Source organism: Herbaspirillum sp. AP02, assembly GCF_015767275.1.
In the GTDB taxonomy this organism is placed as follows: Bacteria; Pseudomonadota; Gammaproteobacteria; order Burkholderiales; family Burkholderiaceae_D; genus Herbaspirillum.
On sequence record NZ_JADWMY010000005.1, the window covers coordinates 298,415 to 319,994 of the forward strand.

19 protein-coding genes are annotated in these 21,580 nt (G+C 63.8%); 4 read left to right on the plus strand and 15 right to left on the minus strand.

Annotated features, from left to right (window positions below; all coding sequences use genetic code 11):
• Positions 1–8: 8 nt before the first annotated feature.
• The 3 genes from I5R65_RS13220 to I5R65_RS13230 are packed head-to-tail and all read left to right on the plus strand — an operon-like array spanning position 9 to position 2,235.
• Complete coding sequence (locus I5R65_RS13220; RefSeq protein WP_180668102.1) at positions 9–656, plus strand: amino acid ABC transporter permease; 648 nt, start codon at positions 9–11, stop codon at positions 654–656.
• Positions 640–1,368: an amino acid ABC transporter ATP-binding protein gene (locus tag I5R65_RS13225; protein WP_180668103.1), complete on the plus strand. Its 729-nt coding sequence runs from the start codon at positions 640–642 to the stop codon at positions 1,366–1,368. The genes I5R65_RS13220 and I5R65_RS13225 overlap by 17 nt, the downstream gene beginning before the upstream one ends.
• Before the next feature lie 57 nt (positions 1,369–1,425).
• A complete protein-coding gene (locus I5R65_RS13230; protein ID WP_180668104.1) occupies positions 1,426–2,235 on the plus strand; it encodes a transporter substrate-binding domain-containing protein in 810 nt (269 codons plus the stop codon).
• Positions 2,236–2,344: 109 nt separating this feature from the next.
• Here the strand turns inward: I5R65_RS13230 and I5R65_RS13235 are convergent, their stop codons facing one another.
• The 13 genes from I5R65_RS13235 to otsB all read right to left on the minus strand — a co-directional run bounded on the left by I5R65_RS13235 (position 2,345) and on the right by otsB (position 17,297).
• Positions 2,345–3,520, minus strand: a complete 1,176-nt coding sequence (locus tag I5R65_RS13235; RefSeq protein ID WP_180668105.1) for an acetyl-CoA C-acetyltransferase — start codon at positions 3,518–3,520, stop codon at positions 2,345–2,347.
• Positions 3,521–3,668: 148 nt separating this feature from the next.
• A complete protein-coding gene (locus tag I5R65_RS13240) occupies positions 3,669–4,832 on the minus strand; it encodes a phosphatidylserine/phosphatidylglycerophosphate/cardiolipin synthase family protein (protein ID WP_180668106.1) in 1,164 nt (387 codons plus the stop codon).
• Between the two features lie 2 nt (positions 4,833–4,834).
• Entirely contained in the window at positions 4,835–5,632 is a 798-nt protein-coding gene (locus I5R65_RS13245) for an endonuclease/exonuclease/phosphatase family protein (RefSeq protein WP_180668107.1), read from the minus strand.
• A gap of 56 nt (positions 5,633–5,688) precedes the next feature.
• Positions 5,689–6,192 carry a dihydroneopterin triphosphate diphosphatase gene (gene nudB, locus I5R65_RS13250; protein WP_180668108.1) on the minus strand — a complete coding sequence of 168 codons (504 nt, stop codon included), beginning with the start codon at positions 6,190–6,192 and terminating at the stop codon, positions 5,689–5,691.
• 51 nt (positions 6,193–6,243) lie between these two features.
• A complete protein-coding gene (locus tag I5R65_RS13255) occupies positions 6,244–7,149 on the minus strand; it encodes a LysR substrate-binding domain-containing protein (RefSeq protein WP_180668109.1) in 906 nt (301 codons plus the stop codon).
• Positions 7,150–7,301: 152 nt separating this feature from the next.
• Complete coding sequence (locus tag I5R65_RS13260) at positions 7,302–8,531, minus strand: amidohydrolase family protein (protein WP_180668110.1); 1,230 nt, start codon at positions 8,529–8,531, stop codon at positions 7,302–7,304.
• An 8-nt stretch (positions 8,532–8,539) separates the two neighbouring features.
• Positions 8,540–9,841 (minus strand): MFS transporter, encoded by a 1,302-nt coding sequence (locus I5R65_RS13265; protein WP_180668111.1) that lies wholly within the window; start codon positions 9,839–9,841, stop codon positions 8,540–8,542.
• A 238-nt stretch (positions 9,842–10,079) separates the two neighbouring features.
• Complete coding sequence (gene aspS, locus I5R65_RS13270; protein WP_180668112.1) at positions 10,080–11,885, minus strand: aspartate--tRNA ligase; 1,806 nt, start codon at positions 11,883–11,885, stop codon at positions 10,080–10,082.
• 98 nt (positions 11,886–11,983) lie between these two features.
• Positions 11,984–12,619, minus strand: coding sequence for a DUF502 domain-containing protein (locus I5R65_RS13275; protein WP_180668113.1), 636 nt, complete (start codon positions 12,617–12,619; stop codon positions 11,984–11,986).
• A gap of 18 nt (positions 12,620–12,637) precedes the next feature.
• On the minus strand, positions 12,638–13,012 hold the full coding sequence (locus I5R65_RS13280; RefSeq protein WP_180668114.1) for an FmdB family zinc ribbon protein: 375 nt from the start codon (positions 13,010–13,012) through the stop codon (positions 12,638–12,640).
• 179 nt (positions 13,013–13,191) lie between these two features.
• Positions 13,192–14,586, minus strand: coding sequence for an alpha,alpha-trehalose-phosphate synthase (UDP-forming) (gene otsA / locus I5R65_RS13285; protein ID WP_180668115.1), 1,395 nt, complete (start codon positions 14,584–14,586; stop codon positions 13,192–13,194).
• Positions 14,586–16,475: a glycoside hydrolase family 15 protein gene (locus I5R65_RS13290; protein ID WP_180668116.1), complete on the minus strand. Its 1,890-nt coding sequence runs from the start codon at positions 16,473–16,475 to the stop codon at positions 14,586–14,588. Before I5R65_RS13290 ends, otsA begins: the two co-directional genes overlap by 1 nt.
• Positions 16,476–16,550: 75 nt before the next feature.
• Positions 16,551–17,297, minus strand: coding sequence for a trehalose-phosphatase (gene otsB, locus I5R65_RS13295; protein ID WP_180668117.1), 747 nt, complete (start codon positions 17,295–17,297; stop codon positions 16,551–16,553).
• 339 nt (positions 17,298–17,636) lie between these two features.
• On the opposite strand from otsB, the gene I5R65_RS13300 reads away from it, so the two are divergent.
• Positions 17,637–18,836, plus strand: a complete 1,200-nt coding sequence (locus tag I5R65_RS13300; protein WP_180668118.1) for an ATP-binding protein — start codon at positions 17,637–17,639, stop codon at positions 18,834–18,836.
• Between the two features lie 58 nt (positions 18,837–18,894).
• On the opposite strand, the gene I5R65_RS13305 is transcribed toward I5R65_RS13300, so the two are convergent.
• A complete protein-coding gene (locus I5R65_RS13305; protein ID WP_180668119.1) occupies positions 18,895–20,352 on the minus strand; it encodes a sodium:solute symporter family protein in 1,458 nt (485 codons plus the stop codon).
• Between the two features lie 266 nt (positions 20,353–20,618).
• Positions 20,619–21,491, minus strand: coding sequence for a phage tail protein (locus I5R65_RS13310; RefSeq protein WP_180668120.1), 873 nt, complete (start codon positions 21,489–21,491; stop codon positions 20,619–20,621).
• Positions 21,492–21,580 lie beyond the last annotated feature (89 nt).

Below are 21,580 nucleotides of genomic sequence, written 5' to 3' on the forward strand. Positions count from 1 at the left end.
GGACAACGATGTCGCATGAGCAGTTTCTCTCCTTGCTGCAGGGTGCCTGGGGCACGTTGCTGTTGTCGACGCTGACACTGACATTGGGGGCGGTGCTGGGCCTGTCCCTGGCGCTGGCACGCATCTCGCCACGGCGGGCGGTACGCCGTCTGGCGTCAGGATGGATGCAGCTGATCCAGGGTACGCCCTTGCTGGTGTTGATGGGAGTGTGTTTCTATGGACCGGCGCTGCTCGGCGTGGGGACGGTGGAAGCCCTGCCGGCCGCGACCAGCGCCATGGTGATCTATGCCTCTGCCTTCCTGGGGGACATCTGGCGCGGCTGTATCCAGTCGGTGCACAAGAGCCAATGGGAAGCCGCCGAATGCATCGGCCTGACCCGCTGGCAGCGCATGCGCATGATCGTGTTGCCGCAGGCGCTGCGCATGGCCACGCCACCGACGGTGGGCTTTGCGGTGCAGGTGATCAAGAACACGTCCGTGGCGTCATTGGTGATCGGCTTCGCCGAACTGTCCTACAACGCCAAGGTGCTCAACAACTCCACCTTCCAGCCCTTCCTCTACTTCGGCGGTGCCGCTTTGCTGTACTTCGCCATGTGCTATCCGCTCTCACGCTGGAGCCGCGTGCTCGAAAGGAAACTCCATGTCCACCGTGGTTGAACTGCAATCGGTCCACAAGCGTTTCGGCAGCAATCACGTCCTGCGCGGCGTCTCCTTTGCGGTCGACCGTGGCGAGGTCGTGGCCATCATCGGCAAGAGCGGTTCCGGCAAGAGCACGGCCCTGCGCTGCATCAACCGGCTGGAGCAGATCGATGATGGACAGATCAGCGTGTGCGGTCATGCGGTACATGCCAATGGCCTCGATCTGCGCGCCCTGCGTCGCGATGTGGGCATCGTCTTCCAGAGCTACAACCTGTTCCCGCACCTGACGGTGCTGCAGAACATCGCCCTGGGCCCTACCGCGGTCAAGCGCATGCCAGCCGCGCAGGCCAATGCACTGGCGTGCGATGTGCTGGCCCGCGTGGGGCTCTCGGACAAGGCGCAGGCCTATCCCGAGCAGTTGTCGGGTGGCCAGCAGCAGCGCGTGGCCATCGCGCGTTCGCTGGCGATGCAACCGCAGCTGATGCTGTTCGACGAGGTGACCTCGGCACTTGATCCGGAGCTGACCGGCGAAGTACTCAAGGTGATGGAACAGATGGCCGCCGAAGGCATGACCATGATCCTGGTGACCCACGAGATGGGCTTTGCCCGACGCGTGGCCGACCAGGTGATCTTCATGCACCAGGGCCAGGTCTGGGAGCAAGGCCCCCCCGATATCCTGGACCAGCCCGCCACCGCCGAACTGCGCCAGTTCGTCGGTACCGGACTGTAACGTATCCCTTCCCCGAGCACGTCAATCCCAGATTCCCATTCACACAAGGAGCGAGACATGCATTCCCCTTCATTCCCTATCCGCCAGCTGGGCCATGCGCTACTCGGCCTGTTGCTGCTCACCGGCAGTGCCGCACACGCAGACCAGCTCGATACCATCCTGGCCGCGAAGAAACTGCGCGTGGCCATCGACTTGGCCGTGCCGCCCTACAGCATGAAGGACGACAAGCTCAAGCTGATCGGCTCGGACGTCGAAACCGCACAGCTGATGGCCCGGGACTTCGGCCTGGAACTGGAAGTGATCCCGACCACGCTGACCAACCGCGTGCCTTACCTGCAGACCAACAAGGCCGACGTGGTCGTCTCGGCTTTCTCGATCACGCCGGAACGCGCCAAGGTGATCGATTTCTCGGTGCCGTATGCGCCCATCCTGGTGGTGGTCGGCGCGCCCAAGGGCATGAAGATCGACAGCCCGGCCGACCTCGCCGGCAAGAAGGTCATCGCCACGCGCGGCACCACCAATGACCAGGAGCTGACCAAGGTGGCACCGCCCTCGGCGACCATCACCCGCTTCGATGATGACGCCACCTCGATGACCGCCATGGTCAGCGGCCAGGCCGAGGTTTGGGTAACGTCGCCCATGCTGTTGCAGGTGGTCAACGAAAAGAATCCGGCACGCAATATCGAGAGCAAGTTCACCCTCAAGGCCAACCTGCTGGCGGTGGGATTGCGCAAGGGCGAGACCCGGCTCAAGGACAAGATCGATCACTGGGTCCGCGAGAATCTGCGCAATGGCCAGCTCAATGCGATCTACCGGAAATACCACCATGCCGAACTGCCGCCGGACATCCTGGCGGCGGGTCGCTGAATCTCTGATCTGCTGATCCGTAGCGGAGAAAAAAAGCGCCGACTCGCAAGCCGGCGCTTCTTCATATTTCCTCGAGACAACAGTCATCGAGTCAAGACTATCCTCGGATTCAACGCTCCACCGCCAGCGCCACACCCATGCCACCACCGATACAGAGGCTGGCCAGACCCTTCTTGGCATCCCGGCGCACCATCTCGTGCAGCAGCGTCACCAGCACGCGGCAGCCGGAGGCGCCGATGGGGTGGCCCAGGGCGATCGCGCCGCCGTTGACGTTGATCTTGCTGGTGTCCCAGCCCATCTGCTTGTTCACGGCAATGGCCTGGGCGGCAAAGGCTTCGTTGATTTCCATCAGGTCCAGGTCCTGCGGGGTCCAACCGGCCTTCTTCAGGGTCAGCTGCGACGCGGGGACCGGGCCCATGCCCATGATGCTGGGGTCCAGGCCGGCCGAGGAGTAGGCCTTGATCCTGGCCAGCACCGGCAGACCCAGTTCGGCCGCCAGCTTGGCGGAGGTGACCACCACCGCGGCGGCGCCGTCATTGATGCCGGAGGCGTTGCCGGCGGTCACGGTACCAGCCTTGTCGAAGGCCGGACGCAGGCTGGCCAGGGCTTCGGCGGTGACGCCGTGCTTGACGAATTCGTCCGTGTCGAAGACCACGGTTTCCTTCTTGCCCTTGATTTCGATAGGGACGATCTCATCCTTGAACTTGCCCGCCTTTTGCGCGGCTTCGGCCCTGTTTTGCGAGGCGGCAGCGAAGGCGTCCTGCTCCTCGCGGCTGATCTCGAACTTCTTGGCCACGTTCTCGGCAGTGATGCCCATGTGGTACTGGTTGTAGACGTCCCACAGGCCGTCGACGATCATGGTGTCGGTCAGCTTGGCATCACCCATGCGGAAGCCGTCACGCGAGTTATTGAGTACGTGGGGCGAGGCGCTCATGTTTTCCTGGCCGCCGGCGATGACGATCTGGGCGTCGCCGCAACGGATGGCCTGGGCCGCCAGCTGGACAGCCTTCAGGCCGCTGCCGCAGACCTTGCCCACCACGAAGGCCGGGACCATGTCGGGCAGGCCGGACTTGATGACTGCCTGGCGCGCCGGGTTCTGCCCCAGACCCGCCGTCAGCACCTGACCGAGGATGACTTCGCTGATCGCTTCCGGCTTGATGCCGGTCTTGGCCAGCAGGGCCTTGATGACTTGCGCACCCAGATCGGCTGCCGCGATCTTCGACAAGCCTCCGCCGAATTTGCCGATCGCCGTTCTCTGTGCTGCGACAATGACCACATCATCCATAACTCGCTCCTTTTATTGAAATAGCAGGAAGCCGCGTGCGACTGCCTGTCGAAAACCGGGATGGTCATCCTATCCCATTTCAGCTGCGAATGCGATATGGTGAATCTTCGGTAAATCAAGCCGGAGCAAGATAGGGGCAAGGCCTCCGTCAGGCATCTTTCCCGAGGGTGATGATGTGAATGACCGTCCGATAGAGGAGGAAGGCCGCACCATAGGCGGCGCGCTTGTACCAGGGCACATGCAGGAAGTCCGACAGGTGCACCACCCGGCCCAGGGCGGTACCGGCTTCGATCTCCTGGCGCAGGTAGCCGGCAAAGGCCGGGTCCTGGACCACCACGTTGGCTTCCTGGTTCACGAACAGGGACAGGCCGTCATAGTTGCTGGAGCCGACCGTGGCCCATTTGTCGTCCACCACGGCCACCTTGGCATGCAGCTCGGTATGGGTGTATTCGATGATGCGCACGCCCGCACGCAAGAGCTTGGGATAGAAGGAATGCGCCACCGCGTCCTGCATCACGAACTGCCCCACGCCCAGCAACAAGGTCACCTTGACGCCGCGCATGGCCGCCTCTTCCAGGGCGCGCCGCATCTTGCGGCCGGGCGCGAAATAGGGATTGGCAAGGAACGCGCTCTCGCGGGCGCGTCCCAGGGCCTGCAGGTAGGCGCGCTGGATGGTGCGGCGGTTGCGGAAGTTGTCGCGCACCACCAGCGCGGCCTGGGTCTGGTCGTGTACCGGGCCGCTATGGCCGTGGCGCAGGTGCCTGAAATTGCGCCAGCGTGCCTTCAGTTTCATTCGGCCCACGCGCAACCATTGGGCCTGCACTTCACGATAGATATCCTGGACCAGCGGACCGACAATGCTGACGGCAAAATCCCAGCGCGGTGCCGGCAGGGGCGTGACGTGGTCGCGGTCGGAGACCATGTCGTCATTGATGTTGAGCCCACCGACGAAGGCCACCTGGCGATCCACCACGCACAGCTTGCGGTGACTGCGTGCCACGCCGCGCCGGAACCAGGGATTGAAGGAGCGATGCTGTACGCCGGCCGCGCTCAGGGCAAGACGCAATTTGTTAGTATTTTCACGACCGGTACCGAGCCAGTCATTGATGACATACACCACCACGCCGCGTCCGGCGGCGCGTTGCAGGGCTTCGCACACCAGCACGCCGGTATCATCCAGCGAAAAAATATAAGTTTCGAGGTAGATCTCGACCCGCGCCGCATCGATGGCGGTGATCAAGGCCGGATAGAAACCCGCGCCACTGTGCAGCAGGGCAATCTGGTTGCCGTCGGAAAAGGCGAGGTGGCGCAAGATCAGGCCAGGTGCAGTTCGGTGACGATAGGCGCATGGTCGGACAAGCGCGCCCATGGGCCATCCTTGAGCACCTGCGCCGTTTCCACCCGGAAACCACGGACATAGATGCGGTCCAGTCGCAGCCACGGCATCATGGCCGGGAAGGTACGCGCCGGGCGGATCGGCGCCGACAGGCCACCGAGTCGGCGCAAGCCCTGCATCACGCCGCGGGCAGTCGGTTGCGGCTGATCGAATACCTCGACCACGCCCAGGTTCTGGTAGAGCGTGCGACTCAGCTGGTTGGTCCAGTCATTGAAGTCGCCGGCGATCACCAGCGGCGCATCCGGCGGCGACGAGGTACTGACCGCCTGCACCAGCGCATCGATCTGGCGGCGGCGGCCACCCGCGAACAGACCCAGGTGGATCACGTAGCAATGCACCTCCACGCCTTCCACCGGCACCACGCAGTGCAGGATGCCGCGCGATTCATAGGCATGGTCGGAGACGTCCTGGTTGCGGACGGAGGCGATCTCGAAACGGGAAATCAGGGCGTTGCCATGGTGCCCATGGTCGTACACGGCATTCATCCCATAGGCGGCGTGGTGGGTATCGCCAGCCAGATATTCATGCTGACCCTGCTGCGGCCAGTTGGCGGCGTGGCGCAGGGCGTTGAGGTCATGCCGGCCCTGCACTTCCTGCAGGAACAGGATGTCCGGGTCCAGTTGCGCCAGCGCCTGTTTGAGCGCCAGGATGCGCGGCCGTCCGGCAAAGGAGGTCACGCCCTTGTGGATGTTGTATGTGGCAATGCGCAGCTTCATCGATGCAACCTTTCTCTTGTTCTTGTCCGGTTCCGTCCTGGCGCGATGCTGTCGGGCTAGCCCGCCAGGTAGCTGGGCAATTGCAGGATCGCCTCCGCATTGGACGGCGAGAAACAGCGGTCGGCCGCTTCGCGGTAGGGCAGCCAGGCGTAATGCGTATGCTCGCGCGGAGCGAGCGTCACCGGGATGTCGCGCGGCACCAGCAGGCCGAAGACGTGCTCGGTGTTTCTGGTCACGCCCGGCGCGTAGCGATGCCGCCAGACCGGATAGATGTCATAGATGTTGGAAAGTTGCCAGTCGCGCAGATGCGCCTGCGGCACCCGGTTTCCGCCATCAACGCCCGATTCTACGCCGCCGTCGGCGACGATGATGCCGGTTTCTTCCTGCACTTCGCGTCGGGCAGTCTCCGACAATGCCTCATCGGGATAGTCCTTGGAACCGGTCACCGATTGCCAGAAACCAGGCTGGTCGGCGCGTTCGATCAGCAGTACATGGTGGTCGGCGCTGTGGATCACCACCAGCACCGATTCGGGAATCTTGTAGGGCTTGGCTTGCGTCATGAGGCTGTCCGGGCTGCAGCAAAGCCTCCATTGTATCGGGACGGCGCCGACTCAGAGCAGCGACGCCTCGCTCTCGGCCACCAGCCAGCTCCTGAAGGCGCGTGCGGCGGCGTGCTCGATGCGGTCACGCGGCCAGACGGCATAGTAGCCGCCGCCCAGGCTGGCGCTGGCCTCGCAGGCGCGCACCAGCAGCCCCTGTTCCATGCAGGCATCGATCATGTGGCGCCAGGCCAGCACGATGCCCTGCCCTTCCATGGCCAGCTGCAGCAGCACGGGGTATTGGTTGGACAGGATCTGCTGTTCGATGCGGACATCGGGTAGACCGTTTTGCGCCATCCAGTTCTGCCAGGACATCCATTGCCGCTGGCCATCTTCCAGCATCAACAGGGTCTCGTGGCGCAGCTCGGCCGGGCTCAGGCTGCGGCCATCCAGATAGGCGGGCGAACAGACCGGAAACACTTCCTCGTCATACAGCCGGCGCACAGCCAGGCCCGAGGGCGGGCCGTCGCGCAGGAAGTAGATGCCCATGTCGAAGTCGGTCTCGGAGAGTTGCGCCAGGCTGTCGTTGACGATCAGGCGCAGATGGCAATCCGGATGCGAGGCACGAAAGCGCGCCAGCCGGGGCGTCAGCCACAGCACGGCCACCCCCTGCGAACAAGCCACCGTCAATTCCTGGTGGCCCTTGCGCTTCATGATGTCTTCGGTGGCTTCGGCGCAATCGACCAGCAGGCGCTGCACCAAGGCGGCGTAGCGCTGGCCGCTCACGGTCAGCCGCAATGCACGGGGTTCGCGCAGGAACAGCTTCTTGCCCAGGAAGCGCTCCAGCTGGGCGATCTGGCGGCTGATGGCACTTTGCGTCAGGTGCAGTTCAGCGGCGGCACGCGTAAAGCTGCCATGCCGCATGGCGGCCTCGAAGGCGATCAGCGACGGCAGGGGAGGAAGGGGTGATATACGCATGGTCGGCGCTCCGGCTCGGTTCTCTCAACAGACCATGATGGTAGAGCGAAAAGCATGCCCGCCGCTGCTTTCCTGATACCGGTCGGGAAAGCAGCGGGGGAGGTGATGCAGCAGCAGCGGCAGCCGCCGTGAGCGCGCTGGCGGTGGGACGATCAGCGGCTGCGGTGGATGTGGCCGGACTGCATGACCAGCGACAGATGCTCGCCCTGCCCGGTCAGCAGCGTGATGTCCTGCAACGGGTTGCCGTCGACCACGATCAGGTCGGCCAGTGCGCCGGCGCGCACGGTACCCAGTTCACCTTCGCGCTGCAGGATGGCAGCGGCAATCGACGTCGCCGAGCGGATCGTTTCCAGATTGCCCAGGATCTCGGCGCGGATCAGGAATTCGGTCGACTGGTCCTGGTGCATCTCACCCAGGAGGTCGGAGCCGAAGCCCATCTGCACGCCATGCTCGGCATAGATGCGCAGCGAATCACGCCCGGCCTGGCGCACCGATTCGATCTTGGCCACCGAATCCGGCGGCAGGCCCAGGCGGGCACCGTCGCGGGCCAGCGAATCATAGGTCACCAGTGTCGGTACGACGAAGGCCCCATGCTCGCGCATCACGCGCGCAGCATCGGCGTCGACCAGGTTGCCGTGCTCGATGGTACGCACGCCGCAACGCACGGCCCGCGAGATGGCACGGCCGGTGTAGGCGTGGGCCATCACGTAGGTCTGGGCGGCTTCGGCTTCGGCCACGATGGCGCGGATTTCGTCTTCGCTATATTGCGTGTTGCCGATCGGATCGGTGGGCGAGGCCACGCCACCGGAAGCCATGATCTTGATCTGGGTCGCGCCCTTCTGCAGTTCTTCGCGAGCAGCCAGGCGCACCGCATCCACGCCATCGGCCACGCGGGCGATGGCGCCGGCGCGGAAGGCGCAGGAACAAGGCTCCAGCACATCGGAACGCGGGCGGAAGTCGCCGTGGCCACCGGTCTGCGACAAGGCCTTGCCCGAGGGGAAGATACGCGGCCCCGGCACCAGGCCGATGGCGATGGCTTGCGCCAGGCCCCAGTCGGCACCGCCGGCATCGCGCACGCTGGTGAAGCCGCGATTCAACATCGCCTCGACGATGGGCAGCGCACGGATGGAGGTCAGCGATCCCGGTTGCAGGGCATTCAAGCCCAGGTTGGCCAGCGAGGCCAGCACGTGCACGTGGCAATCGATCAGGCCCGGCATCACGGTCTTGCCGGCCACATCGACCACCCGCGCGCCCGGCACCTCCAGGGGCGTGGCGGAGACATCGATGATGCGGTCTTTTTCGATCAGGACATCATGGCGCGGGAACAGGCTGCCCAGCGCGGGATCGAGGACGTTGCCGCCCTTCAGGAGAATCTTGGTCATGGCAAAAATCAGTGTTGTTGCAGATACTGCGGCTCACGCACGAAGCGGGTGCCGATGAAGCTGATGGCAGCAGCGATCATCACGTAGAAGGCCGGCGCCATGGTGCTGCCGGTGGCGGCGATCAGCCAGGTGATGAAGAAGGAGGCAAAGCCGCCGAAGATGGTCACGGCCAGGTTGTAGGCCACCGACAGGCCGGTGGAGAGCACCTTGGCCGGGAACAGTTCCGAGAACGCCGCCAGGATGGGGCCGGTGTAGGCTGCGATCAGGGTGCCGAAGACCAGTTGGAAGATCAGCAGCGTCGACAGGCTGGGCGCGCTGTTGATGTAGGCGAACATGGGATAGGCCAGCACCAGGATCAGCGCGGCCGAACCGGAGAGCAGCGGACGACGGCCGATGCGATCAGCCAGGCGACCGACGAAGGGCGCCAATACCATGATGCAGAGTCCACCCACCATGCCGGCGATGAAGCCGGTGGTCTGCGGCAGCTTCAGGACCTTGACCGAATAGGTCGGCATGTAGAACAGCAAGACATAGGTACAGACCGTCCACAGGATCACCATCGAAAAACTGGCCGAGGTCTCGCGCGGGAAGTTGCGGATCACTTCCTTCAGGGGCGAGTCGGTCTTGTCCTTTTCTTCGAGGAAGGTGGGGGTCTCTTCGAGGTGGTGACGGATGTAGTAACCGACCGGGCCGATGATGATGCCCAGCAGGAAGGGCAGGCGCCAGCCCCAGCTGGCCAGCGCTTCGGGGCTCAGGCTGGTGGTGACGAAGGTACCGACGGCGGCACCCAGCAGCACGGCCACGCCGATGCTGGCCTGGATCCAGCTGGAGTAGAAGGCGCGTTCGCGCTCGGGTGCATATTCGGTCAGGAAGGCGGTGGCGCTGCCCATCTCGCCGCCGGCCGAGAAGCCTTGCAGCAGGCGCGCCACGACGATGATCAGCGGCGCGAACAGGCCGATGCTTTCATAGGTCGGTGCCAGGCCGATCATGGTGGTGCCCACGGCCATGAGCAGGATGGTCACCGACAGCGCTGCCTTGCGGCCCACGCGGTCGGCGTAGATGCCCAGCAGGACACCGCCCACCGGACGCATGAAGAATCCGACGCCGAAGGTGGCCACGGCCAGCAGCAAGGAAGTGAGGTCATTGCCGGTCGGGAAGAACAGTTTGGCGATGATCACCGCGAAGAAGCTGTAGACGGTGAAGTCGAACCATTCGAGGCCGTTGCCGATGACGGTGGCGATGATGGCGCGGCGGCGCTGGTGGTTGCTGACCAGCGGCATCCCGCCGGCTGGTAATGTCGTTCCTTGCATGCTTTCCCCTCATGTCGGACGTTGAATATCCGGCCGATGATAGGGGTGTGGGGGGCGTGGCGGAAATGATATCTGTGCATGCAGCCATGCTTGCAGCGCATGCATGCGGAAAGGATTTATATCCTTTTCACTAATTATTTTTTATTTTGTTTAAATCATTAACCCATCGGGCGAAAAAAAACGCGTGCATTCCTGCACGCGTTTTTCATTCGACTTATCCGTAACACCGATAGATCGATCAGGCCTTCACTGCCGGCTCGGTATTGCGCAGACGGATGTGCAGCTCGCGCAGCTGCTTCTCGTCCACCGCCGAAGGCGCATTGGTCAGCAGGCACTGGGCGCGCTGGGTCTTGGGGAAGGCGATCACGTCGCGGATCGACTCGGCGCCGGCCATCATGGTGACCAGGCGGTCCAGGCCGAAGGCGATGCCGCCGTGCGGGGGCGCGCCGTATTGCAGCGCGTCCAGCAGGAAGCCGAACTTCAAGCGGGCTTCCTCGTCATCGATCTTCAGGGCGCGGAACACCTTGCTCTGTACGTCGGCGCGGTGGATACGGACCGAACCGCCGCCCAGTTCCCAACCGTTCAGGACCATGTCGTAGGCCTTGGCGATGGCCGCTGCGGGATTGGTCGAGATGAAGTCTTCGTGGCCATCCTTGGGCGAAGTGAACGGGTGGTGCAGCGCGACCCAGCGCTGGCCATCTTCGTCATATTCGAACATGGGGAAGTCGACCACCCACAGCGGACGCCAGGCGTCGTCGAACAGGCCGTTCTTCTTGCCGAAATCGCTGTGGCCGATCTTCACGCGCAGCGCGCCGATGGCATCGTTGACCACCTTGGCCTTGTCGGCGCCGAAGAAGATCAGGTCGCCGTCTTGCGCGCCGGTCTTTTCGATGATGGCAGTGAGGGCAGCATCGTGGATGTTCTTGACGATGGGCGACTGCAGGCCGTCACGACCCTTGGCCTTTTCATTGACCTTGATGTAGGCCAGGCCCTTGGCGCCGTAGATGGCGACGAACTGGGTGTAGGCGTCGATTTCCGAACGCGGCATGTCGGCACCACCCGGCACGCGCAGGCCGACCACGCGGCCGCCTTCGCTGTTGGCGGCGCCCGAGAAGACCTTGAAGTCGACATCCTTCATCACATCGGTCAGCTCGGTGAATTCGAGCTTGACGCGCATATCCGGTTTGTCCGAACCATACATGCCCATGGCGGTGGCAAAGTCCATCACCGGGAACGGGTTGGGCAGGTCGATATCCAGCGCGTTCTTGAAGACCAGGCGGATCATGCCTTCGAACAGGTCACGGATTTCCTGTTCGTTCAGGAAGGAGGTTTCGCAGTCGATCTGGGTGAATTCCGGCTGGCGGTCAGCACGCAGGTCTTCGTCGCGGAAGCACTTGGTGATCTGGTAGTAGCGGTCGAAGTTGGCCACCATCAGCAGCTGCTTGAACAGCTGGGGCGACTGCGGCAGGGCGAAGAATTCACCGGCGTTCACGCGCGAGGGCACCAGGTAGTCGCGCGCGCCTTCCGGGGTGGACTTGGTCAGCATCGGGGTTTCGATGTCGATGAAGCCCTGGGCATCCAGGAACTTGCGCACTTCCATGGCGACCTTGTAGCGCAGGCGCAGGTTGTTCTGCATCTGCGGACGGCGCAGGTCCAGCACGCGGTGGGTCAGGCGGGTGGTTTCGGACAGGTTGTCGTCGTCCAGCTGGAACGGCGGCGTCACCGACGGGTTCAGCACTTCCAGCTCGTGGCACAGCACTTCGATCTTGCCCGACTTCAGGTTGGCGTTGGTGGTGCCTTCAGGACGGTTGCGTACCAGGCCGGTGATGCGCAGGCAGAACTCGTTGCGCACCGACTCGGCGTTCTTGAAGACATCGGCGCGATCCGGGTCGCACACTACCTGGACCAGGCCTTCGCGGTCGCGCAGGTCGATGAAGATCACGCCGCCGTGATCGCGGCGACGGTGTACCCAGCCGCACAGGCTGACGGTTTGGCCGAGCAGTGCCTCGGTAGTGAGGCCACAGTATTGGGTTCGCATGGACATGGTTGTGATTCCGTTGACAGTGTTCTTGTTGGATTCGTGAGAGGAGACGCTAAGGGCGAAGGCGGGGCTGGCCGGGCCGCGTGGCACCGGCCGCCCCGTCAATTCTTCGGCGCCGCGACGTCGGTGATGATCTTCTTGTCGGCCGCCATCTCGGGGGCGACCACGCCCATCGAGACGACATACTTCAGGGCTGCATCGACCGACATGTCGAGCTCGATCGCATCGGCACGCGGCAGCATCAGGAAGAAACCGGAGGTCGGGTTGGGCGTGGTGGGAACGTAGACGCTGATGAAGTCACCGGCCAGGTGGTTCTTCACCTCGCCGCCGGGGGCGCCGGTCAGGAAGGCGATGGTCCACGCGCCCTGGCGCGGATACTGGATCAGCACGGCCTTGCGGAAGGCATTGCCGGAGGGCGAGAAGAGCGTATCGGAGACCTGCTTGACGCTGGAATAGATCGACTTCACCACCGGAATGCGGGTGAGGAAGCCTTCCCACACCAGCACCAGGCGCCGTCCGATGAAGTTGCGCGCCGCCAGGCCGGTGAGGAACACGATCAGCAAGGTCAGGATCGCGCCCAGGCCGGGGATGTTGTGGCCCAGCCAGTGCTGCGGGCGCCAGGCCTCGGGCAGCAGCAGCAGCGACTGGTCCATGGTGCTGATGATCAGGTTCAGTACCCATAGCGTGATGGCCAGGGGAACCAGGATCAGCAGACCCGTGATGAAGTATTTGCGCATGGGGGAAGGAAAACCTCGTTAGCTTGCGCTGGGGGTGGACGGCGCGGCGGGCGTTGGGGCCGGAGTCGCCGCTGTCGTCGGGCTTGCGCCTGCGGCAGCGGGGGCAGCAGCGGGGGCGGCGGCGGGCGCCTCACTACCCGAGGCAGGGGCTTCGGCCGAGCCGGCGATACCGGTGCCGGTGGCACCCTTGCTATTGGCGGCGCCACTGCCGTTGCCACGGAAATCGGTGACATACCAGCCAGAACCCTTCAACTGGAAGCCGGCTGCAGTGAGCTGCTTCCGGAAGCTGTCCTGGTGGCAGGAGGGGCAAACGGTCAACGCATCGTCGGAGATCTTCTGCAAGACATCCTTGGCAAAACCACACGCTTCGCAGCGATACGCGTAAATGGGCATGACTAACTCCGCAAAAAACTTCCAAAACCCTGAATTATAAAGGCTTTTGGCGGAGTTTTAGTGAACCGGTCGGCAGCGGCGATGCTGGCACGCGACGGCATGCCCCGCCGCGCCGGCAAAAATATTTGCTTCCCGGAAAGTTTCGCGACCTGCCCTCACCCGCCCTCCCCACCGGACAGTCAGCCCTCGACGGGAGCGGCGCGGCTACTGCGCAGGGTATCGAGGAACTCGCGGCACCACCAGTGGACGTCGAACTGGCGGATGTTTTCCATCAAGGCAGCATGGCGCTCGCGCCGTTCGGACTGCGACATCTGCAAGGCCTGCTGGATCACCTGGGCCGCGCCGTGGGTGTCGTAGGGATTGATGATGAGGGCCTGCTTCATCTGCTCGGCCGCACCGGCAAAGCGCGACAGCACCAGCACGCCGGGGTCGTCCTCGTCCTGGGAGGCGACGAATTCCTTGGCCACCAGGTTCATGCCATCGCGCAATGGCGTGACCAACGCGACTGCGCAGGCGCGGTACAGTCCCGGCAGGCGGCGGCGGGCCACGGTACGGTGGATGTAGCGGATCGGCATCCAGTCGAAGTCGCCGAAATCGCCGTTGATGGAGCCGCACAGGCTTTCCAGCTCGCGCTGGATGTCGCCATAGGCTTCCACGTCTTCGCGGCTGGGCGAGGCGATCTGCAGCAGGGTGGCGCTATGGCGGTTTTCCGGATACAGGCGCAGCAGCTCGCGGAAGGCGCGGATGCGCTGCGGCAGCCCCTTGGAGTAGTCCAGCCGATCCACCCCGATCAACAGGCGGCGGCGCGAATATTCGGCCTTGGTGCTGTCATAGGTATCGCGCGCTTCCTTGGCCTGGCCCAGACGCTGGAATTCGGCCACGTCGATGCCGATCGGGAAGGCATTGGCATGCACCGTGCGGTTGAAGGCGCGGAACTGGTTGGGGCCGACCGGCTCGGCCGTGGCTTCGGCCTGGACGTACTGGGCGAAGTGCTGCAGGTCGGCGTGGTTCTGGAAGCCCACCAGGTCGTAGGCGAACAGCGCCCGCATCAGCCATTCATGGGAGGGGATGGCGGTAAGAATAGGTGGCGGCGGCAACGGGATGTGCAGGAAGAAACCGATGCGCGCCTCGCAGCCCATGGCGCGCAGCTCGGCCGCCAGCGGGATGAGGTGGTAGTCGTGGATCCAGACGATGTCATCGCGTTTCAACAGCGGGAACAGCTTGCGCGCAAACAGCTGGTTCACGCGCCGATAGCCGCCCAGGTGGCCGGCCTCGAAGTGCGCCAGGTCGAGCCGGTAATGGAACACCGGCCACAGCACCCCGTTGGCATAGCCGCGGTAATAGGCATCATGGTCTTCCTGCGACAGGTCCAGCTCGGCCAGGGTCACGCTGCCGGCCTGGTTCACGCGCAGCTCGCCCTCGCCGGGCGTGCCATCCTCGACCACCTTGCCGCTCCAGCCGAACCACAGGCCGCCGGTCTTCTTCAGGGTTTCGCCCAGCGCCACCGCCAGGCCGCCGGCGGCGGGCTTGCGGGGATCGGCCAGGCGATTGGAGACAACAACAAGTCGCGACATCAGATCACCGCCTCCCATGACGCCGACAGGCGCATCGCACAGTTGATGATGCCTACCATCGAATAGGTCTGCGGGAAGTTGCCCCACATCTGGCGCGTGACCGGATGGGTGTCCTCGGACAGCAGACCCAGGTGGTTGCGGGCATCCAGCATGGCCTGGAAGATTTCACGGGCCTGCTCCTTGCGGCCGATGCGGGCCAGCGCATCGATGCGCCAGAAGGTACAGATATTGAAGGCGGTCTCGGGCCGGCCGAAGTCGTCCGGGGCTTCGTAGCGGCGCATGTAGGGGCCATCACACAGGTGTTTTTCCAGCGCCTCGACGGTAGAAATGAAGCGCTTGTCGGTGGGCGCGATCAAGCCGACCTCGACCATCAGCAGCACGCTGGCGTCGAGGTCGCGGCCGCCGAAGCTTTCGGCATAGGCCTGGCGTTGCTCGTTCCAGGCTTCGGTGAGGATGCGCTCGCCGATTTCCTTGGCGCGGTCGCCCCAGTAGCGGGCGCGCTCCGGCAGGTCGACCCGGGCGGCGATCTTGGCCAGGCGGTCGCAGGCGGCCCAGCTCATCAACGCCGAGGAGGTATGGATGCGCGAGCGCGTGCGCAGCTCCCACATGCCGGCGTCGGGCTGGTTGTAGACCTCGTAGGCGCGCTCGCCGACGGCTTCCAGATGCTGGAAATGCTCGGCCCCGGCGCGATGATGCAGGCGCATGTCGTGGAAGGCCTGGGCCGCGCCCAGCACGATATTGCCGTAGACGTCATGCTGGAAATGTTCGTAGGCCTGGTTGCCCACGCGCACCGGCTGGTGGTGCTGGTAGCCCGGCAGGTGGTCCAGGATCTGCTCGGGCAGCGCTTCTTCCAGGCCGATGCCATACAGCGGCTGCACATGACCACCGCCGGAGCGCACCACCACGTTGGTCAGCCAGCGCAGGTAGTCTTCCATGGTCCCCAGTTCGGACAGACTGTTCAGGGCACGCACCACGAAGAAGGCGTCGCGCAGCCAACAATAGCGATAGTCCCAGTTGCGCTGGCTGCCCGGCGCTTCGGGCACGCTGGTGGTCATGGCAGCGATGATGGCGCCGGTGTCTTCGAAGACGGAGAGCTTGAGCGTGATGGCCGCGCGGATCACCGCATCCTGCCACTCCAGCGGAGTGGCCAGGGCGCGGCTCCAGTTGCGCCAGTAGGCGGTGGTTTCCTGTTCGAAGTCGCGGGCGGTGTCGTTGATGCCGCCATGCAGCGTTTCATCAGGGCCCAGGATGAAGTTGTAGGGGCGGCTGACCACGAAGGCGGTCTCGTCGACGATGTAGCTGATCGGCGCATCCGTGTTCAGGCGCAGGGTCTGGTCCGGGCCGACATAGCGGATATGGTTGCTGCCACGGGTCTGCGCCGGAATATCGCGACCCCAGTCGAAACGGGGACGCAACACCACCCGCATGCGTGGCGCGCCCGACAGCGGATGGACGCGACGCACCAGCTGCAGCGGGCGGAAAAAGCGACCACGGCTCTGGAAGCGCGGCGCCAGGTCGGTGATTTCGATGCCCTGGCCCAGGGTGTCGTAGAGACGGGTGCGCAGCACGGCGGTATTGGGTTCGTACCACTGCTCGCTGTGGGAAAAATTCTCCAGCTGGAAAGACCACAGCGCGCCATTGTCGGTGGGGTCCAGCAAGGCATTGAAGACCGGGTCGCCATCGAAGCGCGGCAAGCAGCACCAGACGATGCGGCCCATCTTGTCCACCAGCGCCGAGAAGGCGCAATTGCCGATCACGCCCAGGTCCAGCGACGAGGTGGAGGGCATGTCGTGCGCCTGGGCGGCCAGATGCGGCTGTTCGGAATGCTGGGTCTGGGAATGCGGCTGCGGCTGCGCTTCCTGTTGCGGGTCGGGGCTGGGCTGGCTCATGGTTCCTCGTGCTCTGTTCTGTGGGTCAGATTTCTTGATGGAAGGCGATGATGGGCGCGTGCTGCGCCCGGGCGGTCATCCGCTGAGGCTGCGCGCGGGGATGGTCTCTCGTAGCAAGGCCAGCACCGCCGCCGGGTCGGCCAGACGCTGCTGCGCCTGGCTGGGGCCGGTACCGACCTTGATGCCCAGGCCGCCGTAGGTCTCGGCCTGCGCGATGGCAAACCCGGCTTCATCTGTCACATCATCACCGATGAAGACCGGACGGCGGCCCCGGAATGGTGCTTCGTGCAGGAAGGCCGCCACCGCATCACCCTTGTTGATGTGGGGCTTGGCCTCCACCACCATCTTGCCGTGCAGCAGGGAAAAACCGGGTTCGTGGCGCAGGGCGTCCATCATGGTTTCCACGCAGCGTTGCTCCAGGTGGGCGGCATGCCGGTAGTGCAGCGCCAGGGCGCCGCGCTTGAGTTCAAGCTGCAGGCCGGGATTGCCCTGCACCAGCGGCAGCAGCCGGTCGCGCAGGTGATGCACGTCCGGCACCGGCTGCTGGAGGATGCGGCCATCGGCGGTACGTCGTTCGGCGCCATGCACACCGGCGGCCGGCAGGCGCAGCGGCGCCAGGAAGAAATCGAGTTGATCCAGGGGGCGGCCGCTGACGATGGCCAGCGCGCCGTCCGATTCTTGTTGTAGTCGCTGCAACAGCGTGATCAGTTCCGGCGGCACCACGATCTCTTCGGGTTGTGGCGCCAGTTCGACCAGAGTGCCGTCGAAATCCAGAAACAACGCATCGGCAGCAAAATCGTAGGGGCGAGTTTGCTCAGTCATGTCATTTGAGGTTGATGGAAAGCAAATAAGTTCCGGTTTCGGCTCAATCTATTTCTAGATTGACATCAAATTACGTCGAAAACCGGTCCATTAGGATGCTTTGACAGCAGCTAGCCCAGCAGTTCTGGCTAACATAGCCAGTTTTTAGATCAAGGGGCTAGTGAACAAGCCCTAACCGATCCGCCCCACGCCCCCCCATCGACTCCTCGATCTTGGGAATCCAGCCGCAGCAAGCAGCCTGACCATGGTCTTACGCAATGCCACTTCCTTCGACCTTGTTTTTTCTACTGATTTTAGGTAATTTATGAAAATTACATAAATTGCCTAAAGCGTATATATATGGACCCTATCCTGAATCCTTACGCGCCGGGTGCCGGCAGTCCTCCGCCAGAGCTTGCAGGACGTGATGAAGTGCGGGCGAAGATGCGCCTGTGCATTGAAAGGCTACGCCGCGGCAAACCCGCAAAGAGCATGATGCTCGTCGGTCTGCGCGGCGTCGGCAAGACGGTCTTGCTGGATCAGATGATGAAGGATGCCGAGGGTTCCGGAGTGGTGACGATCCGAATTGAAGCGCCTGAAGGGAGATCGCTCCCGGCAGTACTGGCACCCCAGCTGCGTATCGGCCTGCTCAAGTTGAGCCGTATGGAACAGGCAAAGGACGTCGCCATTCGCGGCTTGCGTGCCCTTGCGGGATTCGTCGGCAAGATGAAGCTCACGTTCAACGATGTTGAAGTCGGACTCGACTACGAGCCAGAGCCGGGCCTTGCCGATAACGGCGACCTGGAGGGTGATTTGACGATGCTGCTGGAGCAGGTCGGGGCCGCAGCACGCGCTGCCGGTACGCTTGTTGCCATTTTCATCGATGAACTGCAGTATGTCCCCGAAAAACAGCTGGCAGCACTGACATCGGCCCTGCACCGCTGTGCTCAACTGCAACTTCCGCTGGTGGTCGTCGGTGCCGGCTTGCCTCAGCTCCGAGGCAGGATGGGGGAGGCCAAGTCCTATTCTGAACGCCTGTTTGACTTCCCGATAATAGGTCCGCTGGACGCGGCTGACGCTGCCGACGCGATCGTCAAACCGGCACATGATGAAGGCGTGGACGTCGACAACGAAGCAGTGAACCTGATCATCGGTTTCACCAAGGGGTATCCCTATTTCCTGCAGGAATGGGGCAAGCACGCATGGGATGTTGCAACCACCAGCCCCATCACGCGACAGGACGTAGAAACCGCCTCGGTCGAAGCAGTCGCGGCACTGGATGAGAGCTTCTTCCGGGTACGTTTTGATCGGCTGACGCCGGCAGAGAAGAAGTATCTGAGGGCAATGGCAGAGCTGGGGGCCGGCCCGCACCGCTCGGGGGACATCGCCGCCAAGCTGGGCCGCGAGAGCACTTCCTTGGGCCCCCTGCGCAGCAGTCTCATCGCAAAAGGGATGATATGGAGCCCGACGCACGGGGACACGGCCTTTACCGTCCCCCTCTTTGATGAGTTCATGAAACGCATCATTCCCGCCGCAGACTGGGACCCAACGGAAGCATGAAAACAGAAAACGGCCGCGCGGCTGGGCCGGGCGACCGTTTCAGGCAGGCAAGAAGAACTCAGGACTGGGCCGTTCCCTCGGCCGGTGCCACAGCGATAGGGGCCACCGGTGCCAGCACCTGTGGCATGAGCGATCCGACCACCATGCCGCCGATGGAGAACAGCAGGCCGGCCAGTTGCGGCGGCCACAGGCCTTCCGGCGCGGTGTATTCCAGGGTGATCCACGACACCAGGCCGAGCACCATGGCCATCAGCGCCCCCTGGCGGGTGGCGCGCTGCCAGTAGACGCCGAAGGCCAGCGGTACGAAGGCCGCCACCAGGGTCACCTTGTAGGCATTCTCGACCATTTCATAGATGCTGGACTGGCTGTTCAGCGCCAGCGCAGTGACACCGATGGTGAAGACCAGCACCACGGCGCGCATGGTGAAGAGGAATTCACGGTCGTTCTTCCAGGGGCGAATTTCCTTGAGCACGTTTTCGGTAAAGGTCACCGAGGGGGCCAGCAGGGTCGCGCTGGCGCAGCTCTTGATGGCCGACAATAGCGCGCCGAAGAACATCACCTGGGCGAAGACCGGCATCTTTTCCATGATCAGGGTCGGCAGGACCAGCTGGGAATCGGTTTCCAGCAGGCGCGAGACCATGGCGGGGTCGATCAGCGTAGCCGAGTAGGCCAGGAAGATGGGGATGAAGACGAAGAAGAAATAGATCACGCCGCCCAGGATGGAGGCATTGCGGGCCACGTTCTCGTTCTTGGACGACATCACCCGCTGGAACACGTCCTGCTGCGGGATCGAGCCCAGCATCATGGTGATCCAGGCGGCGAAGAACCACAGCACGTCCTTGAGTTCGGCGGCCGGCCAGAAGTTGAACTTGCCGGCCTCGGCCGCATGCGCGATCACCACGCCGGGACCGCCGACCATGCCCGAAACTTCGTAGCCGATATAGAGCATGCCGACCACCACGATGATCATCTGCAGGAAGTCGGTGATGGCCACGGCCCACATGCCGCCCATGAGGGTATAGATCAGCACGCTACCGGCACCGATGATCATGCCCCAGTGCATCGGGATGTAGCCGCCCGAGACGACGTTGAAGACCAGGCCCAGGGCCTTGATCTGCGCGGCCACCCATCCCAGGTAGGAAATCACGATACAGATCGTCACCAGCATCTCGGCGGCGCGGCCGAAGCGCTTCTTGTAATAGTCGCCGATGGTCAGAAGATTCATCCGGTACAGGCGCTTGGCGAAGAAGACGCCGACCAGGATCAGGCACAGCGAAGAGCCGAAGGGATCGGCCACGATGCCGCCCATGCCTTCCTTGAGGAAGGTGGAGGACACCCCCAGCACCGCCTCCGAACCGAACCAGGTCGCAAACACGGTCGCGGTCACCACCGACATCGGCAGCGAGCGGCCGGCGACGGCGTAGTCCTTCGAACTCTTGACGTATCGGGTGGCATACAGACCGATGGCCACCGAGATAACCCAGTAGAGGACGACGAACCAGAGCAGTGCATTCATGCCTTTTTCCTTGCAGGGGAGGGAAGAAAAACGCGCATTATAGCGGCAAGTCAACGGCAAATACCGTTCGCAAAGCCGCTTGCGGCAAGACTTTTCATCTGTCGCGGAGGGGCCACAGGCGGGCTTGCGGTCCTACGCCGATGGTCTTCAGGCAAGCAAGAATTGCTCCCGGCCGGGAGCACCCCGGGCGGGCGGTGCCGGCCGGGCCGTATCCAGACAATCCAAAAATGGGGGGAGGGAGGAAGAGGTGCTGCAGCGGCGCCGGCTCAGGCGCCTTCGTTAGTGCGCTCGTAGGAGGGGCAGCCATTCTTGCCCCACTTGCCATCACATAGCTTCCACAAGCAGCTTTCGCGTGCGAACAGCGACAGCGCGCTGCATTGCTTGACCTGCTCGGCCAGGGACGGCGCGGCCGGAGCGGCCGCCGCTTCCGGTACGGTGATGGCCGCCTGGGCGCGCTCGGCCTGGGCGCGGGCATTGGCCAGTTGCGCCTCGGCTTCGCGCCGACGCTGCTCGCGCAGGGTCAGGGCGGCATCCTCGCGGCGATGGCGGGCCTCGGCCGCAGCACGCTTTTGTGCCAGCAGGCGCGCCTTTTCGTCGGCTTCCTGCTGCAACTGGGCGATGGCATCGGGTCCGGGCGCCTCCAGGCTGGCCGCAGCGCTACTCTCTTCGGCAGCCGACTGCGGTGCCGGTGCTACCGGGGCAGGACGGGAAAAGCTCGGTAATTGCGTCAGCATCGGCTTGAGCGAGCGTTGCGGCCATTGCGCGCCCAGCCACAAGGCCAGGCCGATGATGGCCAGTGTCAGCAGCGACACCAGCATGGCGCCACGGGTGGAGGCTGCCACCTGCGGTTCGGTGCGCGGGCCGCTGGGCGCCGGGCGGCTCCCGGCCTCGGGCTGCTCCTGCGCCACGTGCTCGGCGCGCAACGTTGATTCGTCCGCGGCGGCGGTCACCACGGCAGCCGTGACGGCGGCAGCGGCCACGGCAGCGGCGGTGATATGCGAGGCACGGACTTCGAGTTCCTCGGTGCTGGATGCGCTGGATGCGGTGGCGATAGGACGCGCATGCGCCTGGCCGCCTTCGGCGTCGGCTCCGTGCACCCGCTTGTCGCGATCTCCCTCTGTGCGTTCCAGGACTTGCATGGAATTCCCCTGTGTTGCGCTACCGACCACCGTCCCGGTGGCATGGTCTTCTCCCTGTCGTCCTGTGGCCTGCGTGGCTTGCCTGGTCT